Origin of the sequence: Halomonas sp. HK25 (genome assembly GCF_047795635.1) — a bacterium.
In the GTDB taxonomy this organism is placed as follows: Bacteria; Pseudomonadota; Gammaproteobacteria; order Pseudomonadales; family Halomonadaceae; genus Halomonas.
Genome location: NZ_CP181044.1, coordinates 1,779,938 through 1,799,541, shown reverse-complemented (window position 1 = coordinate 1,799,541; position 19,604 = coordinate 1,779,938). Strand labels below are relative to the sequence as shown.

General features: G+C 69.1%; 20 protein-coding genes. 12 read left to right on the top strand and 8 right to left on the bottom strand.

Annotated elements, in window-relative coordinates; genetic code table 11:
- Positions 1-48 precede the first annotated feature (48 nt).
- Positions 49-459 (top strand): glutaredoxin family protein, encoded by a 411-nt coding sequence (locus tag ACM26W_RS08575; RefSeq protein WP_416140413.1) that lies wholly within the window; start codon positions 49-51, stop codon positions 457-459.
- Here the strand turns inward: ACM26W_RS08575 and ACM26W_RS08570 are convergent.
- From ACM26W_RS08570 to ACM26W_RS08540, 7 genes are read right to left on the bottom strand one after another with little or no spacing between them, the layout of a single operon-like run.
- Positions 404-1,975, bottom strand: a complete 1,572-nt coding sequence (locus ACM26W_RS08570; RefSeq protein WP_416140412.1) for a PH domain-containing protein — start codon at positions 1,973-1,975, stop codon at positions 404-406. The two genes, ACM26W_RS08575 and ACM26W_RS08570, sit on opposite strands and share 56 nt — an antisense overlap.
- Positions 1,972-2,514 (bottom strand): PH domain-containing protein, encoded by a 543-nt coding sequence (locus tag ACM26W_RS08565; protein WP_416140411.1) that lies wholly within the window; start codon positions 2,512-2,514, stop codon positions 1,972-1,974. Before ACM26W_RS08565 ends, ACM26W_RS08570 begins: the two co-directional genes overlap by 4 nt.
- Positions 2,489-3,613: an ABC transporter ATP-binding protein gene (locus ACM26W_RS08560; RefSeq protein ID WP_416140410.1), complete on the bottom strand. Its 1,125-nt coding sequence runs from the start codon at positions 3,611-3,613 to the stop codon at positions 2,489-2,491. Before ACM26W_RS08560 ends, ACM26W_RS08565 begins: the two co-directional genes overlap by 26 nt.
- Positions 3,606-4,646, bottom strand: a complete 1,041-nt coding sequence (locus ACM26W_RS08555) for an ABC transporter ATP-binding protein (RefSeq protein WP_416140409.1) — start codon at positions 4,644-4,646, stop codon at positions 3,606-3,608. The genes ACM26W_RS08560 and ACM26W_RS08555 overlap by 8 nt, the downstream gene beginning before the upstream one ends.
- Positions 4,646-5,986, bottom strand: a complete 1,341-nt coding sequence (locus ACM26W_RS08550; protein WP_416140408.1) for an ABC transporter permease — start codon at positions 5,984-5,986, stop codon at positions 4,646-4,648. The genes ACM26W_RS08555 and ACM26W_RS08550 overlap by 1 nt, the downstream gene beginning before the upstream one ends.
- Entirely contained in the window at positions 5,983-7,104 is a 1,122-nt protein-coding gene (locus ACM26W_RS08545) for an ABC transporter permease (protein WP_416140407.1), read from the bottom strand. The genes ACM26W_RS08550 and ACM26W_RS08545 overlap by 4 nt, the downstream gene beginning before the upstream one ends.
- Positions 7,101-9,647, bottom strand: coding sequence for an ABC transporter substrate-binding protein (locus ACM26W_RS08540; RefSeq protein WP_416140406.1), 2,547 nt, complete (start codon positions 9,645-9,647; stop codon positions 7,101-7,103). The genes ACM26W_RS08545 and ACM26W_RS08540 overlap by 4 nt, the downstream gene beginning before the upstream one ends.
- Before the next feature lie 159 nt (positions 9,648-9,806).
- Between ACM26W_RS08540 and ACM26W_RS08535 the strand changes: the two genes are divergently transcribed.
- The 5 genes from ACM26W_RS08535 (at position 9,807) to ACM26W_RS08515 (ending at position 14,259) form a co-directional block, all read left to right on the top strand.
- Positions 9,807-11,555 (top strand): chloride channel protein, encoded by a 1,749-nt coding sequence (locus tag ACM26W_RS08535; RefSeq protein WP_416140405.1) that lies wholly within the window; start codon positions 9,807-9,809, stop codon positions 11,553-11,555.
- The gene (locus tag ACM26W_RS08530) at positions 11,548-12,654 is read left to right on the top strand and encodes an ABC transporter substrate-binding protein (RefSeq protein WP_416140404.1); all 1,107 of its coding nucleotides are present in this window, start codon (positions 11,548-11,550) and stop codon (positions 12,652-12,654) included. The genes ACM26W_RS08535 and ACM26W_RS08530 overlap by 8 nt, the downstream gene beginning before the upstream one ends.
- Before the next feature lie 78 nt (positions 12,655-12,732).
- Entirely contained in the window at positions 12,733-13,140 is a 408-nt protein-coding gene (locus ACM26W_RS08525) for a cupredoxin domain-containing protein (protein WP_416140403.1), read from the top strand.
- 3 nt (positions 13,141-13,143) lie between these two features.
- Positions 13,144-13,761 carry a LolA family protein gene (locus ACM26W_RS08520; RefSeq protein ID WP_416140402.1) on the top strand — a complete coding sequence of 206 codons (618 nt, stop codon included), beginning with the start codon at positions 13,144-13,146 and terminating at the stop codon, positions 13,759-13,761.
- Positions 13,762-13,773: 12 nt separating this feature from the next.
- A complete protein-coding gene (locus ACM26W_RS08515; RefSeq protein WP_416140401.1) occupies positions 13,774-14,259 on the top strand; it encodes an SRPBCC family protein in 486 nt (161 codons plus the stop codon).
- Here the strand turns inward: ACM26W_RS08515 and ACM26W_RS08510 are convergent.
- The gene (locus ACM26W_RS08510; protein WP_416140400.1) at positions 14,250-15,452 is read right to left on the bottom strand and encodes a methyltransferase; all 1,203 of its coding nucleotides are present in this window, start codon (positions 15,450-15,452) and stop codon (positions 14,250-14,252) included. The two genes, ACM26W_RS08515 and ACM26W_RS08510, sit on opposite strands and share 10 nt — an antisense overlap.
- A 157-nt stretch (positions 15,453-15,609) precedes the next feature.
- Between ACM26W_RS08510 and ACM26W_RS08505 the strand changes: the two genes are divergently transcribed.
- The 6 genes from ACM26W_RS08505 (at position 15,610) to ACM26W_RS08480 (ending at position 19,428) form a co-directional block, all read left to right on the top strand.
- Positions 15,610-15,933: a hypothetical protein gene (locus tag ACM26W_RS08505; protein ID WP_416140399.1), complete on the top strand. Its 324-nt coding sequence runs from the start codon at positions 15,610-15,612 to the stop codon at positions 15,931-15,933.
- Positions 15,934-16,039: 106 nt separating this feature from the next.
- Entirely contained in the window at positions 16,040-16,318 is a 279-nt protein-coding gene (locus ACM26W_RS08500; RefSeq protein ID WP_416140398.1) for a peptidylprolyl isomerase, read from the top strand.
- 130 nt (positions 16,319-16,448) lie between these two features.
- Positions 16,449-16,655: a DUF6494 family protein gene (locus ACM26W_RS08495; protein WP_416140397.1), complete on the top strand. Its 207-nt coding sequence runs from the start codon at positions 16,449-16,451 to the stop codon at positions 16,653-16,655.
- The gene (locus tag ACM26W_RS08490; RefSeq protein WP_416140396.1) at positions 16,648-17,589 is read left to right on the top strand and encodes an ABC transporter ATP-binding protein; all 942 of its coding nucleotides are present in this window, start codon (positions 16,648-16,650) and stop codon (positions 17,587-17,589) included. Before ACM26W_RS08495 ends, ACM26W_RS08490 begins: the two co-directional genes overlap by 8 nt.
- Positions 17,586-18,347: an ABC transporter permease gene (locus tag ACM26W_RS08485; protein ID WP_416140395.1), complete on the top strand. Its 762-nt coding sequence runs from the start codon at positions 17,586-17,588 to the stop codon at positions 18,345-18,347. The genes ACM26W_RS08490 and ACM26W_RS08485 overlap by 4 nt, the downstream gene beginning before the upstream one ends.
- Before the next feature lie 67 nt (positions 18,348-18,414).
- Positions 18,415-19,428, top strand: a complete 1,014-nt coding sequence (locus ACM26W_RS08480) for a nucleoid-associated protein (protein ID WP_416140394.1) — start codon at positions 18,415-18,417, stop codon at positions 19,426-19,428.
- Positions 19,429-19,604: the final 176 nt, after the last annotated feature.

The following is a 19,604-nucleotide window of genomic DNA, read 5'->3' as shown; positions in this document are numbered from 1 at the left end:
GGCATCATGGGCGCCGTTTCCTTCACCGTCTTGAGGTCCATCAACCCGATGCGAATTATCATCCGCACCTTCTTCCGCGGCCTGCGCCTGGTGCTGGCGCCGGTCGTGCTGATCGCCGAGAAACTCTCCACACCGAAGTCCATCGAACGCAGTCCCGAGGAGCAGGCCGAGGTCGACCGCGCCTGCGAGAGCCTCGCCCTCTATCAGTTCCGCACCTGCCCCTTCTGCGTCAAGGTACGCAAGGAGATCGCTCGCCTGGGTCTGACGATCGAGATACGTGACGCCCAGCTCCACCCGGAACACCGCAAGGCCTTGGCCGAAGGCGGAGGCCGGGTCAAGGTCCCCTGCCTGAAGATCACCCAGGACGACGGCAGCGAAGAGTGGATGTACGAATCCGACGCCATCAACGCCTGGTTGCACAAGCGCTTCGGCGCCGAGGCTCAGATGAGTGCTCAGTAACGCTCTCCACGCGGGCCAGCAGGTGGTCGGCCAGCGCCCTTGCCAGCGGCTCATCGAGGAACGGCAGCGTCAGCCGGCCATTGGCCACCTGGAGCTGCAGGGTGGCCACCCCCCGCCGGCGCTGCAGCCAGCTCTGGCGGATGCGCAACGAGATCAAGTGCGAGAGGGGAAAGACGCTGGTGCGCTGGCCCCACAGCCCCTGTCGCACGCACAGGGTCTCTCCCCACTGCGCCCAGCCCAACGCTTGCCAACGCAGCTCGGCCACGCCCGCCGCCACCCCCATCAGGCTGGCGACCAGCAGTGCCCAGGCCCAGGGCGGTAAGGGCGTCGGTCCCACCAGCCAGAGCAGCACCGCCAGTCCCACGCCGAGTCCCAGCAGGGTGCGCAGCCACAACACCCGCCGATACAAGCGACTCACCCGAAGCAGCGGCGGCAACCTCTTGCCCGCCGGCCATAGCCCCCCGATCAGCCCCTCGCCCTCCGCCAGGGCCAACCCCGGCACCAGGAATCGCCTCGACTCGGCGGCGTGACCGCCCAGCGCCCCGAACTGATGGCAGACCAGATACCCGCGTCCCAGCGCTCGGCCCATTCCGGTCTGAACCCATTCCACCACCTGCAGGCGCGCCAGCGACAGGACCTGCTCCTGGCGATGGAAGAGACCGCTGACCTGGACCTGCCGATCGCCCTCGTCACGCAGCACATAGCCGTGGAAGCGCCACCAGGCCGCCAGCACCGACAACACGGCCAGCAACAGCAACACGGCGACAAGGCCGAGGCCCACCGCCACCAGCAGCGAGTCGGGCAGCCAGACACTCAGGTCAAGACGCGGCAGATGATCATGCAGCCAGCGTTCGAGGGGCCGCACCAGTGGCGAAAGCACGGCGGCGATCACATAGATCGAGCGGCTGGTTAGGCCGTGCAGCACCAGCCCCCGGGGGGTAATGGCATAGCGCACCCGCGACAGGGGCTGTTGCCCCATATCGGGCTCACCGACGGGCACTCGGGACGGCAGCTCACCCTCGTTAGCGACCTGGAGCTTTTCCCCGAGGGCATTGGCCAGTTCACGGCGGATCCCCGGCAGCTCGATGCGCGAGGCTTCGCCGGCCAGGGTCTCGACCTGCCACTGCACCACGTCGAAGGGACGCAGAAAGAGCGGCTGGTGCACGGCGATATGCTGAACATGGCGAGCCGCCACCTTGAACTCGCGGTGTTCGAAGAGCCCCTTCTGGATGACCAGCACGTCATCGTCGAGGCGAAAACGGAAGCGGCGGTAATAGAGCAGGCTCAGCAGCATCCCCAGCAGCAGCAACAGCGCCGCACCCACCGCCACTTCACGCCACCCGATGGGTTCGACCAGGGTCAGTCCGGCCACCGCCGCGAGCAGCAACGGCAGGTGCTGGCGCACCAGGGAGAGAACGGCCGTGACCAGCATCAGTCCCATCGCCCAGGGCGAGAGACGCTGCCAGTCGGCCAGGGCGAGCGCGTCGGACGCTGCCGACTCGTCCTCCTCGCTCATGGTGTCTTCTCCGACTGGGGCGGCTCGGCTGGCGCGCCCCCCAGATGGGCCAGCAGATGCTGCTTGACCGCCTCGGCACGCAGCGCCGGCAGCCCTTCCAGCACGAGGTCGGCACCGCGCCCGCCGGCGGTGAAGCAGGCCAGCCGCACCAGTCCGAAGGCGCGTTCCACCGGGTGACTGAGGGTCTCGACGTGCTGCAGACGCACCAGGGGCAGCACCTGGGTGCGGCGTACCAGCAGGCCGCGGCGGTAGATCAGATCATGCTCGCGGAGCCCATAGGCCCGGCGGCGCGCCTCGACCCAGCCCAGCGCCACGGCGATCAGGCCCAGACCGCCCGTCGCGGAGGCCAGCCAGGGCTGCCAGTGGGCCAACGCCTCGTCGCCTACCGGGAAGAGCAGCACCACCGCCGTGACCACCAGCCAACGCACCAGCACCATGACGGCCTGACAGGGCGCCAGGCGTGGCGATACCGGGCTCAGTGGCAGCGAGGCGAGAGTCGGCAGCGCCTCCGGATCAATGGCCGGATTGCGAAAACTCATGCCCTGGTCCTCCCCTGCCGGACGCTTGCCGGCCGTCGATGGTGATGGGGCGCTCCGGGTCCTCCGGGCCTGGCTCATGCAGCCAGCAGGCGGCCCGGTGGCCCGGACGCGGGCTGAAATCCGGGGGCACCTCGCGGTCGCATAGCCCCTCCATGGCCTGGGGACAGCGCGGGTGAAAGCGACACCCCGCCGGCGGGTCGATCAGGCTCGGCGGCTCGCCGCCGGGCACCTCGCGCAGGCGGGTGGCGTTGGCGGCGTCCGGGTCCGACAGCGCGGCCAACAGCGCCCGGGTGTAGGGGTGCTGGGGCGCATCGAGCAGCTCATTCACCGAGGCGCTCTCCACCACCTTGCCGGCGTAGAGCACGAAGATGCGCTCGGCGTAGTGGCGCACCGTGGCCAGGTCGTGGGTGACGAAGGCCAGGGTCAGCCCCCGCGTGCGCTGGATGCCGCGCAGCAGCTCGAGGATCTCCACCCGCACCGAAGCGTCGAGCATCGACACCGGCTCGTCGGCGATCACCAGCGCCGGCTCGAGGATCAACGCCCGGGCGATCACCACCCGCTGCTGCTGGCCGCCGCTGAGCATGTGCGGAAACTTGCCGAGAAACTCCTCCACCGGGGTGAGCCGCACCTCCGCGAGCGCCGCGCGGATGCGTCGCTCGCGCTCGGCGCGATCCGTCACGCCGTGCACCTTGAGCGGCTCGGCGAGGATGCGGCGCACGTCCAGAAAGGGCGGCAGCGCCCCGAAGGGGTCCTGCTGCACATAGCCCACCTTGGCCCGGTAGGCCTTGAGGGCGGCGCCCTTCAGGCCGGCCAGGGACACCCCCTCGAAGCGCACCTCGCCCAGGGTCGGGCGGTGCAGGCCCAGCAGGGTGCGCACCAGGGAACTCTTGCCGCAGCCGCTCTCGCCGACGAAGGCCACCGCCTCGCCGCTGGCCAGGGTGAAGCTGACGTCGTCCACGGCGCGCACCGCCCCGACCCGCAGGAAGCCCCACTGGCGCAGTTCGAACCAGGTATGCAGGCCCTGCGCTTCCACCAGCGGGACCTCCTCGCGGGATGCCTCTTCATCAGGCGCCGGGCTCGTCGCGATCCGCTCAGCCATGCCCACCTCCCTGTCCGTTCCCCTCATGCAGCCAGCAGCGTACCCGGTGGCGGCTCTCACCCGTCCCCTCGAGGGCGCCCCCTTCCGGGACAAACGCCGGTGGCGACTCGGCGCAGCGGGCGAAGCGCTGCGGGCAGCGTGCCGCGAAGCGGCACCCGACCGGCAGATCGAGCAGGCTCGGCGGCTGGCCAGGAATGGCCCGGGGCCGCTCACGCTCGTGGAGCCGCGGCACGCTCTTCATCAGCAGCCGCGAGTAGGGGTGGGCCGGCTCACCGAAGAAGCGCGCCGCACTGCAGGCCTCCACCAGCTCGCCGGCATACATCAGCGCCACCCGATCGGCCAGCTCGCTGGAGGTGGCCACGTCATGGGTGATCAGGATAAAGCTGGTGCCCTGCTCCGCCTTGATCTCCTTCAACACGTTCATGATCGCCGCCTGGGTCAGCACGTCCAGCGCCGAGGTCGGCTCGTCGAGGATCACCAGCTCCGGCTCGGCCACCAGCGCCATGGCCAGCACCGCCCGCTGGCGCATGCCGCCGGAGAGCTCGAAGGGGTAGCGGGCCATGAAGTCCAGCGGCAGCCCCACCCGCTGGAACACCTCGGCGGCGCGCTCGAGCGCCCGGCGCCTGGGCCAGCGTTTCAGTTCGCGCAGCGGCTCGGCGACCTGCTCGCCCACCTTGATCACCGGGTTGAGGGCGTTCATGGAGGCCTGCATCACCAGTGCCAGGCGCGACCACTGCACCTCACGGCGGAAGCGCTCGTCGGAGAGCTCGCTGATCCGGGTGTCCCCCAGGCTGACCCGGCCGCCGTGGTGGGCCAGGTTGCGCGGCCACAGGCGCATCAGCGCCCGGGCGAGCGAGCTCTTGCCGCAGCCCGACTCGCCGAGGATCACCAGCGCCTCGCCGCGCCTCACGTCGAAGCTGACCCCGTCCACGGCGCGCACCGCGCCACCCCGGGTGCGATAGTGAAGCGACAGCGACTCCACGCTCAGCAGGGGCTCTCCCGTCACAAACCCTCCCTTCAACGAGCCCTGCATCACAGGCTCCTCAGTCGCGGGTTGAAGACCCGATCCAAGGCGAAGCCGAGCATGGCGAAGCCCAGGCCGGTGAGCATCAGCAGGATCGCCGGGGCCACCACCCAGTAGACATAGCCGTTGTAGAGCGCGCTCTGGGACTGGGCATCGTTGAGCACCTTGCCCCAGGTGGGCAGCTCGGGGTCGCCCAGGCCCAGTACCGCCAACGAGGCCTCCAGGAACACGAAGGTGGGGATCAGCGTCACGAAGGTGGGAATCAGCACCGGCAGGATGCGCGGCAGCATATAGCGCCACACGATGCGCATATCCGAGGCCCCGTAGGCGAGTGCCGCCTCGATATAGGGCGCCTCGCGGATCGGCAGCAGCATGGCGCGGTAGGTCTTGATGCCGGCGCTGAAGATGCCCAGCAGTACCACCACGCCGAGCATCAGCCAGATGCTGGTGGAGTATAGGGTGCCCACCATCACGAGTATCGGCAGCACCGGCAGGATCATGTTGACCTCGGTGAGGCGCTGGATCACCGCATCCACCCAGCCACGGTACCAGACCCCGACGGCGGCGATCACCAGGGTGGTGAGGGTAGTCCCCACCGCGGCGATCAGCCCGAAGGCCAGCGCCACCGGCGTGCCCCACAGCAGCGCCAGGCTGAGTTCGCGGCGCTGGTGGTCGGTGCCGGCGATACCATGGACCCGCCCGTAGAGAACCAGCTCGGCGTCGAGCCCGGCCTGCTCGTCGAAGAGCACGGCGTCGAGCAGCAGCCGATAGCGGCCTTCCAGCACCTCGGGCTCACCCTCTGTCATGGGGTCGCTCAGCAGGCCAATATGCGGCGCCAGACCGCCCAGACGCCGCTCCAGGCCGCGGTCCTGGGAGATCGAGACACGCTCCTGGCGGCCGACCCGGTAGCCGCCCAGGGCCACCTCGCGGCCGTCCGGCGCCTGCCACAGCAGCCTGACGAAGGGCATGCGGTCATGGCCCTCGGCGCCCAGGAAGAGATTGATCTCGCTGGGAAAGCCGCCATAGGCGTAGTCGAACTCCAGCGGAACCTGCAGCCGCCGCCCGCCCGAAAAGGACACCTCCTCGACCTCGGCATCGCGGCTGGCCACCGTCAGGGTGCGGGCGGCGTTGCCGCCGCGCAGGCGGTCGACCCAGGCCGGGGAGGCGTTGACCGGGTGGCGCTGCCACATCTCGCCGCCCCGCCAGCGCTCAAGGGCCTCGCCGTAGGGAATCACCACCAGCGTGGTAAGGGCCACGCCGCTGAGCAGCAGGATGATCAGAACGCCCACCAGCGCCGAGGGGTAGCGGGCCAGCTCCCGCCAGGCCCTGCGCTGTGTCACGTCACTCATCGGCGACCTCCCTTGACCCGTACCCGCGGGTCGAGCAGCGCATAGAGGATATCCAGCGCAAACACGGTCGCCGCCAGCAGGTAGGCGAAGATCACCACGCCGCCGATGATCACCGGGGTATCGCGGTGGCCGATGGCCTGAAACAGCAGCGAGCCGAGCCCGGGCCAGTTGAACACCTGCTCGAGGATGATCGCCCCACTCCACAGGCCGATCAGCATCAGCAGGAAGCTGGTGATGATCGGCGCCAGCGCCGGGCGCAGGATATAGCGCCGCTCGATGCGCCGCGAGGAGAGCCCCTTGGCGCGGGCCATCTCCACGTAGTCCTCGCTCGAGTGGATCAGGAAGAAGGTCCGCCAGGAGTAGATGGAAACGAAGATCGAGGAAAAGAACATGGCCGCCACCGGCAGCAGCATATGGCGAATCAGGCTGGCGGCGTACGCCAGGTGGCTTTCGGGAGGCGGCGCGGTGACCATGCCCCCGGCGGGCAGCAGCGGGAACACGAAGGCCAGCAGCAGGATCAGGAAGATGCCGTAGAACCAGCCCGGCGCGGCGGAACTGGGCGCCAGCGCGATCACCGTGCGATCCAGGGCGCTGCCATAGCGCCGCGACAGCCGCAAAGCGGCGAACACCGCGGTGAAGAACACCAGCAGGTTGGCGGTACCGAACAGCAGCAGGGTCGCCGGGAGGCGCTCGGTGATGATGTCGCGCACCTCCCGCGAGCCGCGATCGCTGTGCATCTGCTCGGCGCGACCCAGGTCGAGGCTCATGGCACGCTGCAGGTAGTCGAGGCTGCGCACCACGAAGGGCTGGTCGAGGCGCAGACGCTCCACCTCCAGGGCCACCTGGCTCGCCACCAGCGCGTTGCGCTCCTCGCCGGGCATGTCGAAGAAGGCCGGATCGGCGCGCACCGTCTCGACTACCTCGCTGCGGATCTGCACCAGGCGCAGCTCATCCACCTGGCCCCCCATGTTGGCCACCACGATGGTCAGGTAGACCCCCACCAGCACCGTAGCCAGCAGCCCGACGAGGCGCCGGACGGCGAAGAGCAGCAGATGGCGCAGGTCGCGCAGGCGGGCGCGGCGCAGAGAGGGCCGTTGGGTCGAGGCCTCGGGCTTCATCGTCGCACCTCCTCGCCGGGCGGCACGGTGGCAAACACATGGGAGGCGAAGGCCGGCAGCGCCACCCGGCGGCTGGTCACCGCCAACTCCAGGCTGTTGGCGCCGCTGCCAAGCCCGGCCAGCGTCTCGGCGTCGAGCAGCACCCGCCACTCGCCGTCGCCCAGCGACAAGGCCTCGCCGCGGTGGGCCAGTGCACCCTGGCCGTCAAACAACAGATAGCGCACCTCCTGGAGCGCGTCCTCGGGATAGGGGACGCCCTCCACGGTAACGCGCAGGCGGAACTCCGCGGCCTCACGCCCCTCGGCGCCGGCCGCGGCAACGCCTGCCGCCACCACCAGCGGGCCGTCGAGCACCAGCTCAGGGATGGGTGCGGTGCTCAGGCCGAGCCAGCGGTCGGCCGGGTCGCGGAAGCCCTCGAAGCGGCGCAGCACCACGCTGCCCGCAACGGGATGCACCGAGTGCAGCCGATAGGGACCGTTGCCCACCCAGAAGTGGCCGAACGCCTCATGCCAGGCGGTGAGCGCCGCGAAGCGCCGCTCACGCTCGCCCGGCGTCAGCCACTCGCCCAGGGCCACCTCGTGAGGCAGTTCAGTGGCGTCCCTGGCCAGCTCCAGCAACCGCGCCAGCGCCGGCAGGCTGGGGCCGGCCACCAGGCTCAGCCAGTCGACCCGATGGCGGTCGGCCTTGTTGGAGGAGAAGGCCAGCTCGCCGCGGCGCTCGCCGAGGATCCCCAGCATCAGCACGTGCCAGGGCAGCGGACTCGGCGCACGGGCGGCGACGATGCTCTCGGCGTCGGGGAAGATCTGGTCGCTGTAGATCTCGATCACCAGCGGCTCGGTGGACACGATCCGCCAGCCGCGGAAGTGGCGCCGGTAGGCCTCGAAGGTGGCCAGATGGGCGGGATCGAAGAGCGGGCTCGTCTCGCTGGCGCGCTCGAAATCGAGGATCCAGGGCAGCACGAAGTCCGCCGGGGTCAGCCAGGAGCCGTCATGCCAACGGCGGGCGAACAGGTCGGCGTCGTAGTGGACCCGCACCCGAGTGCGGGCGGAGAGCCCTTCGGGGTGGGCCTCCTCGGCGGTGATGAAGCGCCCGTAGAGGGGGTCCCAGTCGATCCAGGCCTCGCCGGGCACGGCAATATCCGCCTCGCGAGTCACCTCCAGCCACTCCAGAGTGCGCTCCACCGGCACGCCCTGTTCCACCGCCACCTCGGCGCGGGCGATGCGCTGGGGGTGGTAGAGCCCGGTATAGGGATCGGGCAGCACCATCGGGTCCTGGGTGGCGCGGGAGATCATGCGGTCGAAGGCCCAGTTGCTGCCGGCCACCGGATTCCAGGGCTCTCCCAGCAGGCCAGGCAGCCCCACCACCATGCGCCCGCCGAGGCGGTCGGTGTAGCGCAGGGTGTAGGGCCACAGCGCCGAGCCGGAGACCCCGCCGGCCAGGTCGGCGGCTACCTCGACGTTGGCGGCCCGCGCCGAGGCGTTGAGCTGATCCACCAGCCACACCCGGGAGGAGTCTTCCAGGGCCAGCGCCAGGGCCTCGGCCATCATCGCCTGGCGCTCCTCCCAGTCCCGGTAGTCGCGTCGCGACAGCCGCTCGGCCAGCTCGTCGAACTCGGGCGTCGGCCGGTAGGCCTGCCACAGCGGCTCGGCGCGCCCGCGGGGGGTGTAGTAGAAGCTGAAGTTCTCGGCCTGGTCACGCTGAATCACGATCGAGATCCAGGCGCCGGTGTAGAGGTGCCAGTGGCCCGCCGCGGGGTCCGTGGCGATCCACAGCCGCGAGGCCTCCTCGGCGGTGCGGTAGCGCCGCTCCACCTCGAAGCCGAGATCCTGCAGCAGATTGGCCAGGTAGTCCCCCACCCGGCGGCGCTCGTCCTCGGTGCGGATCAACAGGCGCAGGCGCACCGCCTCGCCGCGCCAGGTCCAGCGTCCCTGCTCACGATGGGCGCCAAGCTCGTGCATGCCGGCGTCGATCGCCGCGCGTGCCCGCTCTGGATCGTGGGCATAGTGCAGCTCGAGTTCTCGGGACACCTCGGCCAGGCGCGCATAGTCGGGGAAGGCGGTGGAGAGCGGTAGCACCCGCGGCACGGCCAGGCCGCCGTAGAGCTCTTCGGCCACGTGGCGACGGTCGATCAGCCAGTTGAGCGCCTCGCGGATCTCCGGCAGGGCGAAGGGGTTGAGGCTGCCGTCCGCAAGCGCCGGCCCGGCCGGGTTGAGGGTCAGCTCGCTTGAGGTGCCATAGGCCAGGTCGTGGTCGGCGTAGACCGAATCGCGCAGCCGGTTGACCACCGTGGGGCTGGAGATGCCCTGGCTGAAGAGCTGGTGGCTGCCCGACTCGATCAGCCCGGTGACCCGCCCAAGGTCGGTCTCGCGCAGGAAGACGATCTCGTCGAGCAGCGCCCCGCTGCGCTGGGCCAGGGCCTCGTGGCCGAGCTCGACGTCCAGGCGCGGGGGCTCCCGCCCGGGCTTCTCCCCCACTGGCCACAGCGCCACGCTCACTGCCGCGACCAGCAGCAGCGCACTGATGCCGAGTCCCACGCCTCTCATGATGTCATCCCTGCTTCCGACCAGGCTCCGGGCCTCCACTGTGGCCGAGCCCTGGCGCTGAAGGACAGGCACCCAGGGGGTCGGGATTCAACGCTTCCCCGCCCGGGTGACGGCCGCCAGGAGTGGACCCGATCGCCATAGACGCCTACACCTTGGAACATGACTCCCGATCCGACGCTCCCCGGCCGCGGCCCCTTGCCGGTACTGCGCTTTCTGGGGCTGGTGCTGATGGGCGCGGCAATCGGCGGGGTGGCCGCGCTGGCCGCGGCCGGTTTCGTCCGCGGTGTGCTGTGGCTCAACGAGCTGCTGCTGATCTCCCCACGCAGCCGGGTGATGTTCCCCCAGGCGGAGCTGCTGGTGGTGGCCACGATCGCCGTGCCGACCCTGGGCGGGCTGATCGTCGGCCACCTGCACCGCCATATTCCCGAGGGCCGTCCCCATACCCCCGCGGATGCCATCGCCGCCGTGCAGACCCGCCGCGGTCGGCTGCCGGCCCGCGCCGGGGGTATCACCGCACTGAGCGCCCTGATCTCCCTGGGTGCCGGCGCCTCAGTGGGCCAGTATGGTCCGCTGGTCCATCTGGGGGCCACCCTGGGTTCCCTCGGCGCTCGACTGATGAGGCTGGGCCGCTCGGAGGACAATATCACCATCGCCTGCGGCGTGGCCGCGGCCATCGCCACCGCCTTCAATGCCCCGCTGGCGGGCATCATCTTCGCCCATGAGGTGGTGCTGCGCCACTATGCGCTGCGCGCCTTCGCGCCCATCGCCGCGGCCGCCATCGTCGGCCATGTCATCGCCACCCAGGCGCTGGCTCAGGGCGCGCTCTTCCACGTTGCCGATACCGTCGTACCAAGGGCCTGGGAGTTCGGCCTTTTCGTCGCCATCGGCGGGGTCGGCGCCCTGGTTGCCGGGGCCTATATGCACGCCATCCTGGGCGTCGGCCGCCTGGCCGGCCGCCTACCCCTGCGCCCGGAGCTGCGCCCGGCCCTGGCCGGCGCCATGCTGGGCACCCTGGCACTCTGGGTGCCCGACATCCTGGGCATGGGTCAGGAGACGCTACGCTTCGCCACCATCCCCGGCGCCTTCGGGGGCGGCGAGCTGCTGCTGGTGCTGGTTCTCAAGATCGCGGCCACCGCACTGTGCCTGGGCATGGGCTTCAGCGGCGGGGTGTTCAGCCCCGCCCTCGTCATCGGCACCCTGTTCGGGGCGCTCTGCGGCACCCTGGTCGCCAGCATCAGCGGCGCTCCCCAGGAGACCTTCATCTTCTATGCGGTGTGCGGCATGGTCGCCGTCACCGCCCCGGTGATCGGTGCCCCCCTGACCAGCCTGCTGATCGTCTTCGAGCTGACCGGCAACTACGCCCTGACCACCGCCGCCCTGGCCAGCGTGACCCTGGCCAGCCCCATTGCCGCCCAGCTGTTCGGCCGCTCGCTGTTCGACATCCAGCTGCAAGGTCGTGGCCTGGACCTCTCCTCGGGTCGCGGCCGGGCCCTGCTGATGGACACGCCGGTGATCGACTACCTGACCCAGGACTGCGTCACCCTCTCCCCAGACGCCACCCTGGACGATGCCATCATCACCCTGGCCCGAGAGCGCCACGGCGAGGCCTTCCTGGTGGATGAGCGTGGCCGCTATCACGGCTGTGTGACGCTGGCCGAGCTGGAAGCGGCCCGGCAGGAGGCGGGATCGCGGCGGCGGACTCGCGCCTGCGTGGACCCGGCGCGACCCACCCTGTGCCCCGGCTCCACCCTCTGGGAAGCCATGGCGCTGCTCGAGGAGGTGACCGGCGAGGCCCTGGCGGTGGTGGACGAAAGCGTCTTCCGGGGCGTGGTCTACGAGGTGCATATCGCCCATGCCTACCTCCACCAGAGCGACGCCCTGCGTCGCGAGGAGCACGGCCATGGTTAGCCGCCTGATCGCCGCCATGCTGCTGGGGCTGGTCGCCTGGGGCACGGTCGCCCTCGCCGACCCGCTGCGCGTGCTCAGCTGGGGCGGCGCCTACGAGCGCGCCCAGCGTAAGGCGCTGTTCGACCCCTTCACGGAGCAGACTGGCCTCGAGGTGGAGGTCCACCAATACGACGGCGGCCTCGACGCGCTTCGGCGTGCCGAGGCCCCCTGGGATGTCATCGACATGACCCGCAGCCAGGCCATGGCCGCCTGCCAGGAGGGGCTACTGCAGCCGCTGCCTCACGACCTGCCTGCCCCGGCGCCCGACGGCACCCCTGCCGAACGGGACTTCCTGCCCGGCGCCATCGGCGACTGCGCGCTCACCCACTCCCTCTTTGCCACCGTAGTGGCCTATCGACCCGATGCCTTCCCGGGGCGACGCCCCTCCCGCATCGCCGACCTCTTCGACCAGGAGCGCTTCCCCGGGCCCCGCGCTCTGCAGCGCACTCCGGCGGTCAACCTGGAGTGGGCGCTGCTCTCCTATGGGGTCCCCCGCGAGGAGCTCTACCGGCTGCTCAGCACCCCGCGTGGCCTGCGGTTGGCCCTGGAACGGCTGGGTGAGCTCGAGGAGACGCACTGGTGGGAGGCCGGCGACGAATCGCCGCGCCTGCTCGTCGAGGGCGAGGTGGTGATGGCCTCGGGCTACAACGGACGCTTCTTCGATGCCGTGGTCAACCGGGGCGCCCCCATCGAGATCCTCTGGGACGCGCAGGTCCAGGAACATGAGACCTGGGCCATTCCTCGCCATGCCCGCCATCCGGAGGCGGCCCGGGAGTTCATCCGCTTCGCCACCACCACCGAGCGGCAAGCCGAGTTGGCTCGGCATATTCCCTATGGACCGGCACGCCACTCGGCGGCCATCCGGGTCAGCACCCATCCGGGGAGCGGGGTGGACATGCGCCTGCACATCCCCACCCACCCGCTCAACGCCGAACGCGCCATCGAGAAGGACGAGACCTGGTATGCCCACACCCTGGCGCGGATGGACGACTACTTCGAGGCCTGGCTGGCCACCGACGGCTGCCTCATCTCCGTGAACGAGCCGTGCCCGTCCCCCTGAATCGCCGGTGGCGACTGCTATGCTGTAGGCATGGCGACGGGGCAGGCAAGGCCTGCCGGGGGAAGTCCGATGCATGGCATGCGACGGTGGCTGTGGCTGCTGGTGATGACGGCGTTGACGACGGGCATGGCCTCGGCACAGCAGGCCCCGGTGCTGGCTCGCCTCGATGCCGACGGGGTACAGCGGCTATCCATCGTGGGGGGCAACTACCATTTCCGCCCCGATCGTATCCGGGTACGCGCCGGGGTGCCGGTGGAACTGGAGGTGTCGCGCACCACCCGCACGCCCCATGACCTGGTGATCCAGGATGCACGGATGGGGCTCGATATCGCAGTGGACCTGGAACGCGACCCGGTGCTCGTGCGCTTCACCCCGGAGGTGGCCGGCCGACTGGTCTTCTACTGCGACCAACGCCTGTTATTTTTCCCCAGCCACCGCGACAGAGGGATGTGGGGGGTACTGGAGGTCGTAGCAGAATTGGAGTAAGCCATGCTGGCCGAATTACTGATCGCCATGGCCCTGGCCCAGGGCCCCGACCCCGTCGCCGCGGCCCTGGCCCGCTTCGAGGCCCTCGGAGCCTACCAGGCGACCCTGCACAGCCGCGGCACCCGCGGCGAGGAGGTGATCCGCTACAGCTATCGCCGCCCCGGCCATATCCGCCTGGACATGATCACCCCCCAGCGCGGCGCCGTGCTGGTCTACCGCCCCGAGACCCGCCGGGTGCGGGTCTGGCCCTTCGGCGCCCCGGGCCCCAGCCTCAGCCTGCGCCCCACCCACCGGCTGGTGCGCAGCGCCCGGGGACACCGGGTCGACCAGTCGGACCTGGGTTCCCTGCTGCGCAACGTCCAGCGCCTGCAGCGGCAGGGCGAGCTACGTGCATTGGGCGAATCACGTCTCGGCGAGCACGCGGTGTTCCATCTCGCGGTTCAGGGCGCCCCCGGACAGGCCGTGGGCGAGGTCAACCGCTACGAGCTGTGGCTCGACGCCGAGCATGGGCTGCCGCGACGGGTGGTCAGCTTCGATCGCCACGGTCGGGAGCTCGAGCGGGTAACGCTGGACGAGTTGGTGCTCGACCCGCCGCTGCCCGACGACCACTTCTCACCCTGAGGCCCGACAGTCATGGCGGACTACCGTTTCGTCACCCGCTGGCGCCTGGCGGCCCCCCGGGAAGCCGTCTTCCAGGCCCTCGGCGAGCCCGCGGAGTGGCCGGCCTGGTGGCCGGGGCTCGAGTCCGCCGAACGCCTGGCTTATGGCGATGACACGGGCCTGGGGCGGCGTTATCGCTATCGCTGGCGCAGTGCCCTGGGCTACCGACTGCATTTCATGGTGTGCGTGACCCGCGTCCACTCTCCCTCGCTGATCGAGGCCCGGGCCAGCGGTGACCTGGAGGGCCTCGGCCGCTGGAGCCTGCAGGAGGCCGAGGGTATCACCGAGGTGACCCACCTGTGGCGGGTACGCACCACCCCTCGCTGGATGAACCTGGTCGCCCCCCTGGCCCGTCCGCTCTTCGCCTGGAGTCACCATGCCCTGATGCAACGTGGCGCTCGGGGCCTGGCCGACCACCTGTCGGCGCCGCTGATCGGCGGCGTGGAGATTCACGGCTGACCGCGACGCCGAGCGCGCAGTACCAAGTTGCGCGGCGTGAGCGCCCGCGCACAGAAGGTGCCCAGCTCCGCCGCGAAGCCGGCCTCCTCGAGAAAGCGCAAGCGATCCAGCGCCAGCCATACCTCCAGAGGGCGCCGGAAGAGGTGGCGAGCCAGCTCGAGCCGCGCCACCTCGGCCTGGCGCCGCCAGCCGGCCGCCTCCAGACGGGGCCAGTCGACGCCCGCGGGGAGAGCGATGCCCTTCTGCGCCGCTGACCAGCGGCAGAATCCCTCGAAGGTCTCGGGCATCTGCCCGTAGGCGAGGCTCGGTACCGGCAGGTAGGCGTCGATGCCGCGCGCCTCCCGCTGCAGCCGGTCGAAGCCGAGACGCCAGGCACCGGCCCGCTGGCGGCTCCGCTGCACGTGCCTCGGGGCGGTGACCGTCTCCTGCACCGCCAGGCCGAGATCGTCCCGAGAGAGCGAAAGGCCATGGGCCTCGGCCAGGGTTCGCCCCTGCCGCGACAGCGGTCGGTAGAGAGCATCGGCGGTGCGCTGGTAGCAGCACGGGGCCAGGGTCATGGCACTGCCGGCGGCGGCGGCCAGCTGCAGCAGGCGCACGTGGAGATCGCCGCAGGCGTGCAGCGCCGCCACCTGGGTCCGCCCATCCAGCCAGCGACTGGCGTCCTCGGCCATCACGTCCTGCTCCCGCAGCGCCACCCGTGCTCCCTGCCGTTCGGCCAGCGCCTGGCCCTGCTCGCAGAGTGATGATTGCCACTCCAGGGCGGTGACCTCGGTGGCGTGCCAGCGTGCCAGAGCACGGGCCAGATGCCCCTTGCCGGCACACCACTCGAGCAGCGCCTGCCCCGGAGCCAGTTGAACCTGCGGCAGAAAGGCTTCGATCTGCTGCCACTTGCGACCGCCCACATGCTGGCTCCAGGCCTCTGGCAGCGCGGCCCGAGCGGGAGCCAGGCTCGGCAGCGCCACCAGTTCGGCCAACTCGGCCACCGGCAGCCAGCGAGACAGCGGCGATGCGGTGAAAGGGTCTGCCTGAAGACGCGCCAGCTCGGCATCATCAAGGGCCAGCAGCGCCGCATGCAACTCGGCATGGGACGCCGCCCAGGACACTCGCGAGTACTGGAACGGCAGCGGTCGCCACAGCGGCTGCCACTCGGCCAGCCGCTCGGCAAGATGGGTGAAGCGCTTGGCGTGGATCATCGATCAGATGGCATTGACGTTCTCGCGCAGCCCGGGGTGAGCCCGCTCCCCGCCATTGTGACACGATGGGCGGCAAGATCGCGCCACGCGGCACCGCTCATACCGGTGTGATATAACCCGGCACCGGAGTTCCATTGATACCCAGAGGGAGAATGCCATGGGTCGTTTCGTCTTCACTCTCGTTGTACTCGCCGGCCTTGTCTACGGCGGGCTTTACGTCTATTACGGCCACGCCGCGCAGCAGGCCATCGAGGAGCAGTTGGAAGCTCGCGGGCTCACTGCCGTCGAAGTAGAAAGCATCGACTACGGGCTCCTCGCCCCGGTGAGCCAGGAGGCGGATATCGCCATCAGTATCCGCTATCGCGGCGCCGAGGCCACCCTGGATATCCGCGTGATCGGCCATCCGGTCTTCTCGGATGAAGTTCGCCTGGAACTGGATGGCCTGCAGGCCCTGCGGCTCAATATCGGACTGGGTGGCTGAGCCGCAGGGCCGGGCCGGCCTGCCCCCAAGGCAGGGTCATGCTATCCTCGCCGTGACCTGCCGGCAGTCCTGCCGGCACCCGAGAGCCAATCTTCAGGAGACTTCCATGGCCAAGGCAACCGCGCGTCATATTCTGGTGAACAGCAAGGAGAAGTGTGAGGCCCTCAAGACCGAGATCGAGGGCGGTCGCGACTTCGCCGAGGTGGCCCGCGAGAACTCCAGCTGCCCCTCCAGCCGTCAGGGCGGAGACCTGGGCAGCTTCGGCCCGGGCCAAATGGTTCGCGAGTTCGACGAGGTGGTGTTCTCCGGCGAGCTGAACAAGGTCCATGGCCCGGTCAAGACCCAGTTCGGCTACCACCTGCTCGAGATCACCAGCCGTAGCTAATTATCCGCCCTGCTGGACCAAGCCGCGCCTGGGTCTCCCTGCGCGGCTTTTTTCTTGTACAACCCCTGTATCATCCGGCGAGTCGCGTTAGGATGGGAGACATCATCGATCATGCCAGGAGACAGACAGGATGAACGACGAGGCCTTTCAGAAGAGCATCCGCAAGCTGCTCAAGACCGTGGGCGTCACCACCCAGCAGGAGATAGAGAAGGCGGTGCAGCAGGGCTTGACCGAGGGGCATCTCAGAGGTGACGAGAGGCTGCCAGCCCGGATCACCGTGGAGGTGGACGGCCTCAACCTGGCCCTGGACTTCGACGGAGACATTACCCTTGAGTGACGCCACGGTCATCGCCGTCGAGCGGCTCTCGAAGGCCTATGCCGGTGGCTTCGAGGCGCTGAAGGAGGTGAACCTGGAGATCTGCCACGGTGAGATCTTTGCCCTGCTGGGCCCCAACGGCGCGGGCAAGACCACCCTGATCAGCGTAATCTGCGGCCTGGTCAACGCCACCTCCGGCCGGGTGCTGGTGGATGGCCACGACAACGTGCGCGACTTCCGCGCCGCCCGCGAGCGGATCGGCCTGGTGCCCCAGGAATTGACCAACGAGGCCTTCGTCACGGTGTGGGACACGGTGAGCTTCAGTCGCGGACTCTTCGGCAAGGGCAAGAACCCCGCTCACATCGAGAAGATATTGCGTTCCCTGTCGCTCTGGGACAAGCGCAATAACCGCCTGATCACCCTCTCCGGCGGCATGAAGCGCCGGGTGCTGATCGCCAAGGCGCTGGCCCACGAGCCGGAAATCCTGTTCCTGGACGAGCCCTCCGCCGGGGTCGACGTGGAGTTGCGCCGCGACATGTGGGAAGTGGTGCGCCAACTGCGCGACAGCGGTGTGACCATCATCCTCACCACCCACTACATCGAGGAGGCCGAGGAGATGGCCGATCGCATCGGCGTGATCCGCCGCGGCGAGCTGGTGCTGGTGGAGGAGAAGCATGCCCTGATGCGCAAGCTGGGCAGCAAGGAGCTGACCCTGCACCTGCGCGAACCATTGGAGACGGTGCCGGATTCCCTCGCCCGCCACGAACTGGCGCTGGCCGAGGAGGGCCATGCGCTGGTCTACACCTATGACGCCAACGAGCGGGACGAGGACCAGGCCGGCATCGCCGAGCTGCTCGCCGACCTCGAGGCCACCGGCATCGGCTTCAAGGATCTGCATACCCGCCAGAGCTCCCTGGAGGAGATCTTCGTCAGCCTGGTCAAGGAGACGGCATGAACCTGCAGTCCGTGAAGACCCTCTACCTGGCCGAGATGGCCCGCAGCCTGCGCACCGTGCTGCAGAGCATCGTCTCGCCGGTGATCTCCACCTCGCTCTACTTCGTGGTATTCGGCGCGGCCATCGGCACGCGGATCAGTGAGGTGAACGGCGTGAGCTACGGCGCCTTCATCGTGCCCGGGCTGATCATGCTGATGCTGCTGACCCAGAGCGTCTCCAACGCCTCCTTCGGCATCTTCTTCCCGCGCTTTTCGGGCTCGATCTACGAGATCCTCTCGGCGCCCATCTCCTACTGGGAGATCGTGCTCGGCTACGTGGGCGCTGCGGCCACCAAGTCGATCGCGCTGGGGCTGATCGTTCTGGTCACGGCGCGGCTGTTCGTGCCCTACTCCATCGCGCACCCGCTGATGATGGTGCTGTTCTTGCTGCTAACCGCGGTGACCTTCAGCCTGCTGGGCTTCATCATCGGCATCTGGGCCGACGGCTTCGAGAAGCTGCAGCTGGTGCCGCTGCTGGTGATCACCCCGCTCACCTTCCTGGGCGGCACCTTCTACTCCATCGACATGCTGCCGCCCTTCTGGCAGGCGGTGACCCTGGCCAACCCGGTGGTCTACCTGGTCAGCGGCTTCCGTTGGAGCTTCTACGGCATCAGCGACGTCAGCCCGGTAGTGAGCCTCGGCATGATCCTGCTGTTCCTGACCGCCGCCCTGGTGGTGGTGGAGCGAATCTTCCGCACGGGCTATCGGCTCAGGCCCTAGACGACTGTCGGCATGAAACCGAGGCAGGTATCATCGCCGCCCTCGCCCACCACCACGGGAGGCCCCCATGCCGATCCTCAACGCCATCGTTCACCGCATCGAGAAGCATGGCGACACCCCGGCCAGGCTGGCGCCAGCCCAAGCGCCACTTCCCCGGTCCGACACCCTGGACGCCCTGCTGGAAGGGCTCAACAAGGCCTACCACGGCAAGAGCAAGGCGTGGGGCCATTTTCGTGACGCCGAGGGGGATGACGAAGGCAGCGAACAAGCCTCGCCGCTGGCCGGGGAGCTGGCCGACTACCTGGCCGACGGTCGAGACTTCACCGTCTTGACCCGAGGCATCGCCGAACGCCTGACCGCTCTGCTCGACTCTCACCTGTCGGCTTCCGGCGACCTGATCGTGCTGGATACCCGTTTCGGTGACGGACGCTTCCTCACCCTGGCCCTGCTGCACCATCGCGAGGGCTTCGCGGTGGACGAAGCCCTGGGGGTGGTGCCGGCGCGTCAGCTCAACCTGGCCCAGATGAGCCTGGCGGCGCGCATCGACCTGACCCAGTGGCTGGCCGGCGACTCGCGCCAGTACCTCTCCTGGACCCGCGACCGCGGCGGCAAGGCACTTTCCGAAGGCTTCGCCGCCCTGCTCGGCGCCGAGGAAGGGGTGGATGCCTCCGGCGAGACCCGCACCCTGCTGCGGGCCTTCAGCGACTATGTGGAGCACGAGGATCTCCCCGAAGACGCCAGCCGCGAGAAGACCGACGCCCTGATCGACTATGCCAGCGACCAGGCCAGCCGCGGCCAGGCGATCACCCTGGAGGAGCTCTCCGAGGTACTCGATGTGCAACAGCCCAGGGCCTTCTACGACCATATCCGCAACGCCGATTACGGTCTCTCGCCGGAGATCCCGCCCGACCGCAAGACCCTCAACCAGTTTCGCCGCTTCACGGGACGATCCGGCGGCGTCTCGATCAGCTTCGACTCTCATCTACTGGGTTCCAGCGTCGAGTACGACGAGGCTACCGATCGGCTGATCATCAAGCAGGTGCCCAAGCAATTGAAAGATCAGATCAAAGGAAAGAACTGATCCAGAAAGGATGAGTAAACCCATCCCAATAGGCTGATTATTAAGGCCAATCTAATAGCGTAAGCCTTGGCTTACAGAAAATGTAGGCAATATAGGACAGCTCGCTAAAGCGACTGGCGCCCAGCCGGATTCCGGACCAAGATGCACCTGATACCCAAGCGATCAGCGTCCGGCGC

What these genes read in the sequence shown, in the direction of transcription:
- ACM26W_RS08575 (WP_416140413.1), top strand. Translation starts at nt 49, where the DNA reads ATGCGAATTATCATCCGCACCTTCTTCCGCGGCCTGCGCCTGGTGCTG.
- ACM26W_RS08570 (WP_416140412.1), bottom strand. Translation starts at nt 1,975, where the DNA reads ATGAGCGAGGAGGACGAGTCGGCAGCGTCCGACGCGCTCGCCCTGGCC.
- ACM26W_RS08565 (WP_416140411.1), bottom strand. Translation starts at nt 2,514, where the DNA reads ATGAGTTTTCGCAATCCGGCCATTGATCCGGAGGCGCTGCCGACTCTC.
- ACM26W_RS08560 (WP_416140410.1), bottom strand. Translation starts at nt 3,613, where the DNA reads ATGGCTGAGCGGATCGCGACGAGCCCGGCGCCTGATGAAGAGGCATCC.
- ACM26W_RS08555 (WP_416140409.1), bottom strand. Translation starts at nt 4,646, where the DNA reads ATGCAGGGCTCGTTGAAGGGAGGGTTTGTGACGGGAGAGCCCCTGCTG.
- ACM26W_RS08550 (WP_416140408.1), bottom strand. Translation starts at nt 5,986, where the DNA reads ATGAGTGACGTGACACAGCGCAGGGCCTGGCGGGAGCTGGCCCGCTAC.
- ACM26W_RS08545 (WP_416140407.1), bottom strand. Translation starts at nt 7,104, where the DNA reads ATGAAGCCCGAGGCCTCGACCCAACGGCCCTCTCTGCGCCGCGCCCGC.
- ACM26W_RS08540 (WP_416140406.1), bottom strand. Translation starts at nt 9,647, where the DNA reads ATGAGAGGCGTGGGACTCGGCATCAGTGCGCTGCTGCTGGTCGCGGCA.
- ACM26W_RS08535 (WP_416140405.1), top strand. Translation starts at nt 9,807, where the DNA reads ATGACTCCCGATCCGACGCTCCCCGGCCGCGGCCCCTTGCCGGTACTG.
- ACM26W_RS08530 (WP_416140404.1), top strand. Translation starts at nt 11,548, where the DNA reads ATGGTTAGCCGCCTGATCGCCGCCATGCTGCTGGGGCTGGTCGCCTGG.
- ACM26W_RS08525 (WP_416140403.1), top strand. Translation starts at nt 12,733, where the DNA reads ATGCGACGGTGGCTGTGGCTGCTGGTGATGACGGCGTTGACGACGGGC.
- ACM26W_RS08520 (WP_416140402.1), top strand. Translation starts at nt 13,144, where the DNA reads ATGCTGGCCGAATTACTGATCGCCATGGCCCTGGCCCAGGGCCCCGAC.
- ACM26W_RS08515 (WP_416140401.1), top strand. Translation starts at nt 13,774, where the DNA reads ATGGCGGACTACCGTTTCGTCACCCGCTGGCGCCTGGCGGCCCCCCGG.
- ACM26W_RS08510 (WP_416140400.1), bottom strand. Translation starts at nt 15,452, where the DNA reads ATGATCCACGCCAAGCGCTTCACCCATCTTGCCGAGCGGCTGGCCGAG.
- ACM26W_RS08505 (WP_416140399.1), top strand. Translation starts at nt 15,610, where the DNA reads ATGGGTCGTTTCGTCTTCACTCTCGTTGTACTCGCCGGCCTTGTCTAC.
- ACM26W_RS08500 (WP_416140398.1), top strand. Translation starts at nt 16,040, where the DNA reads ATGGCCAAGGCAACCGCGCGTCATATTCTGGTGAACAGCAAGGAGAAG.
- ACM26W_RS08495 (WP_416140397.1), top strand. Translation starts at nt 16,449, where the DNA reads ATGAACGACGAGGCCTTTCAGAAGAGCATCCGCAAGCTGCTCAAGACC.
- ACM26W_RS08485 (WP_416140395.1), top strand. Translation starts at nt 17,586, where the DNA reads ATGAACCTGCAGTCCGTGAAGACCCTCTACCTGGCCGAGATGGCCCGC.
- ACM26W_RS08480 (WP_416140394.1), top strand. Translation starts at nt 18,415, where the DNA reads ATGCCGATCCTCAACGCCATCGTTCACCGCATCGAGAAGCATGGCGAC.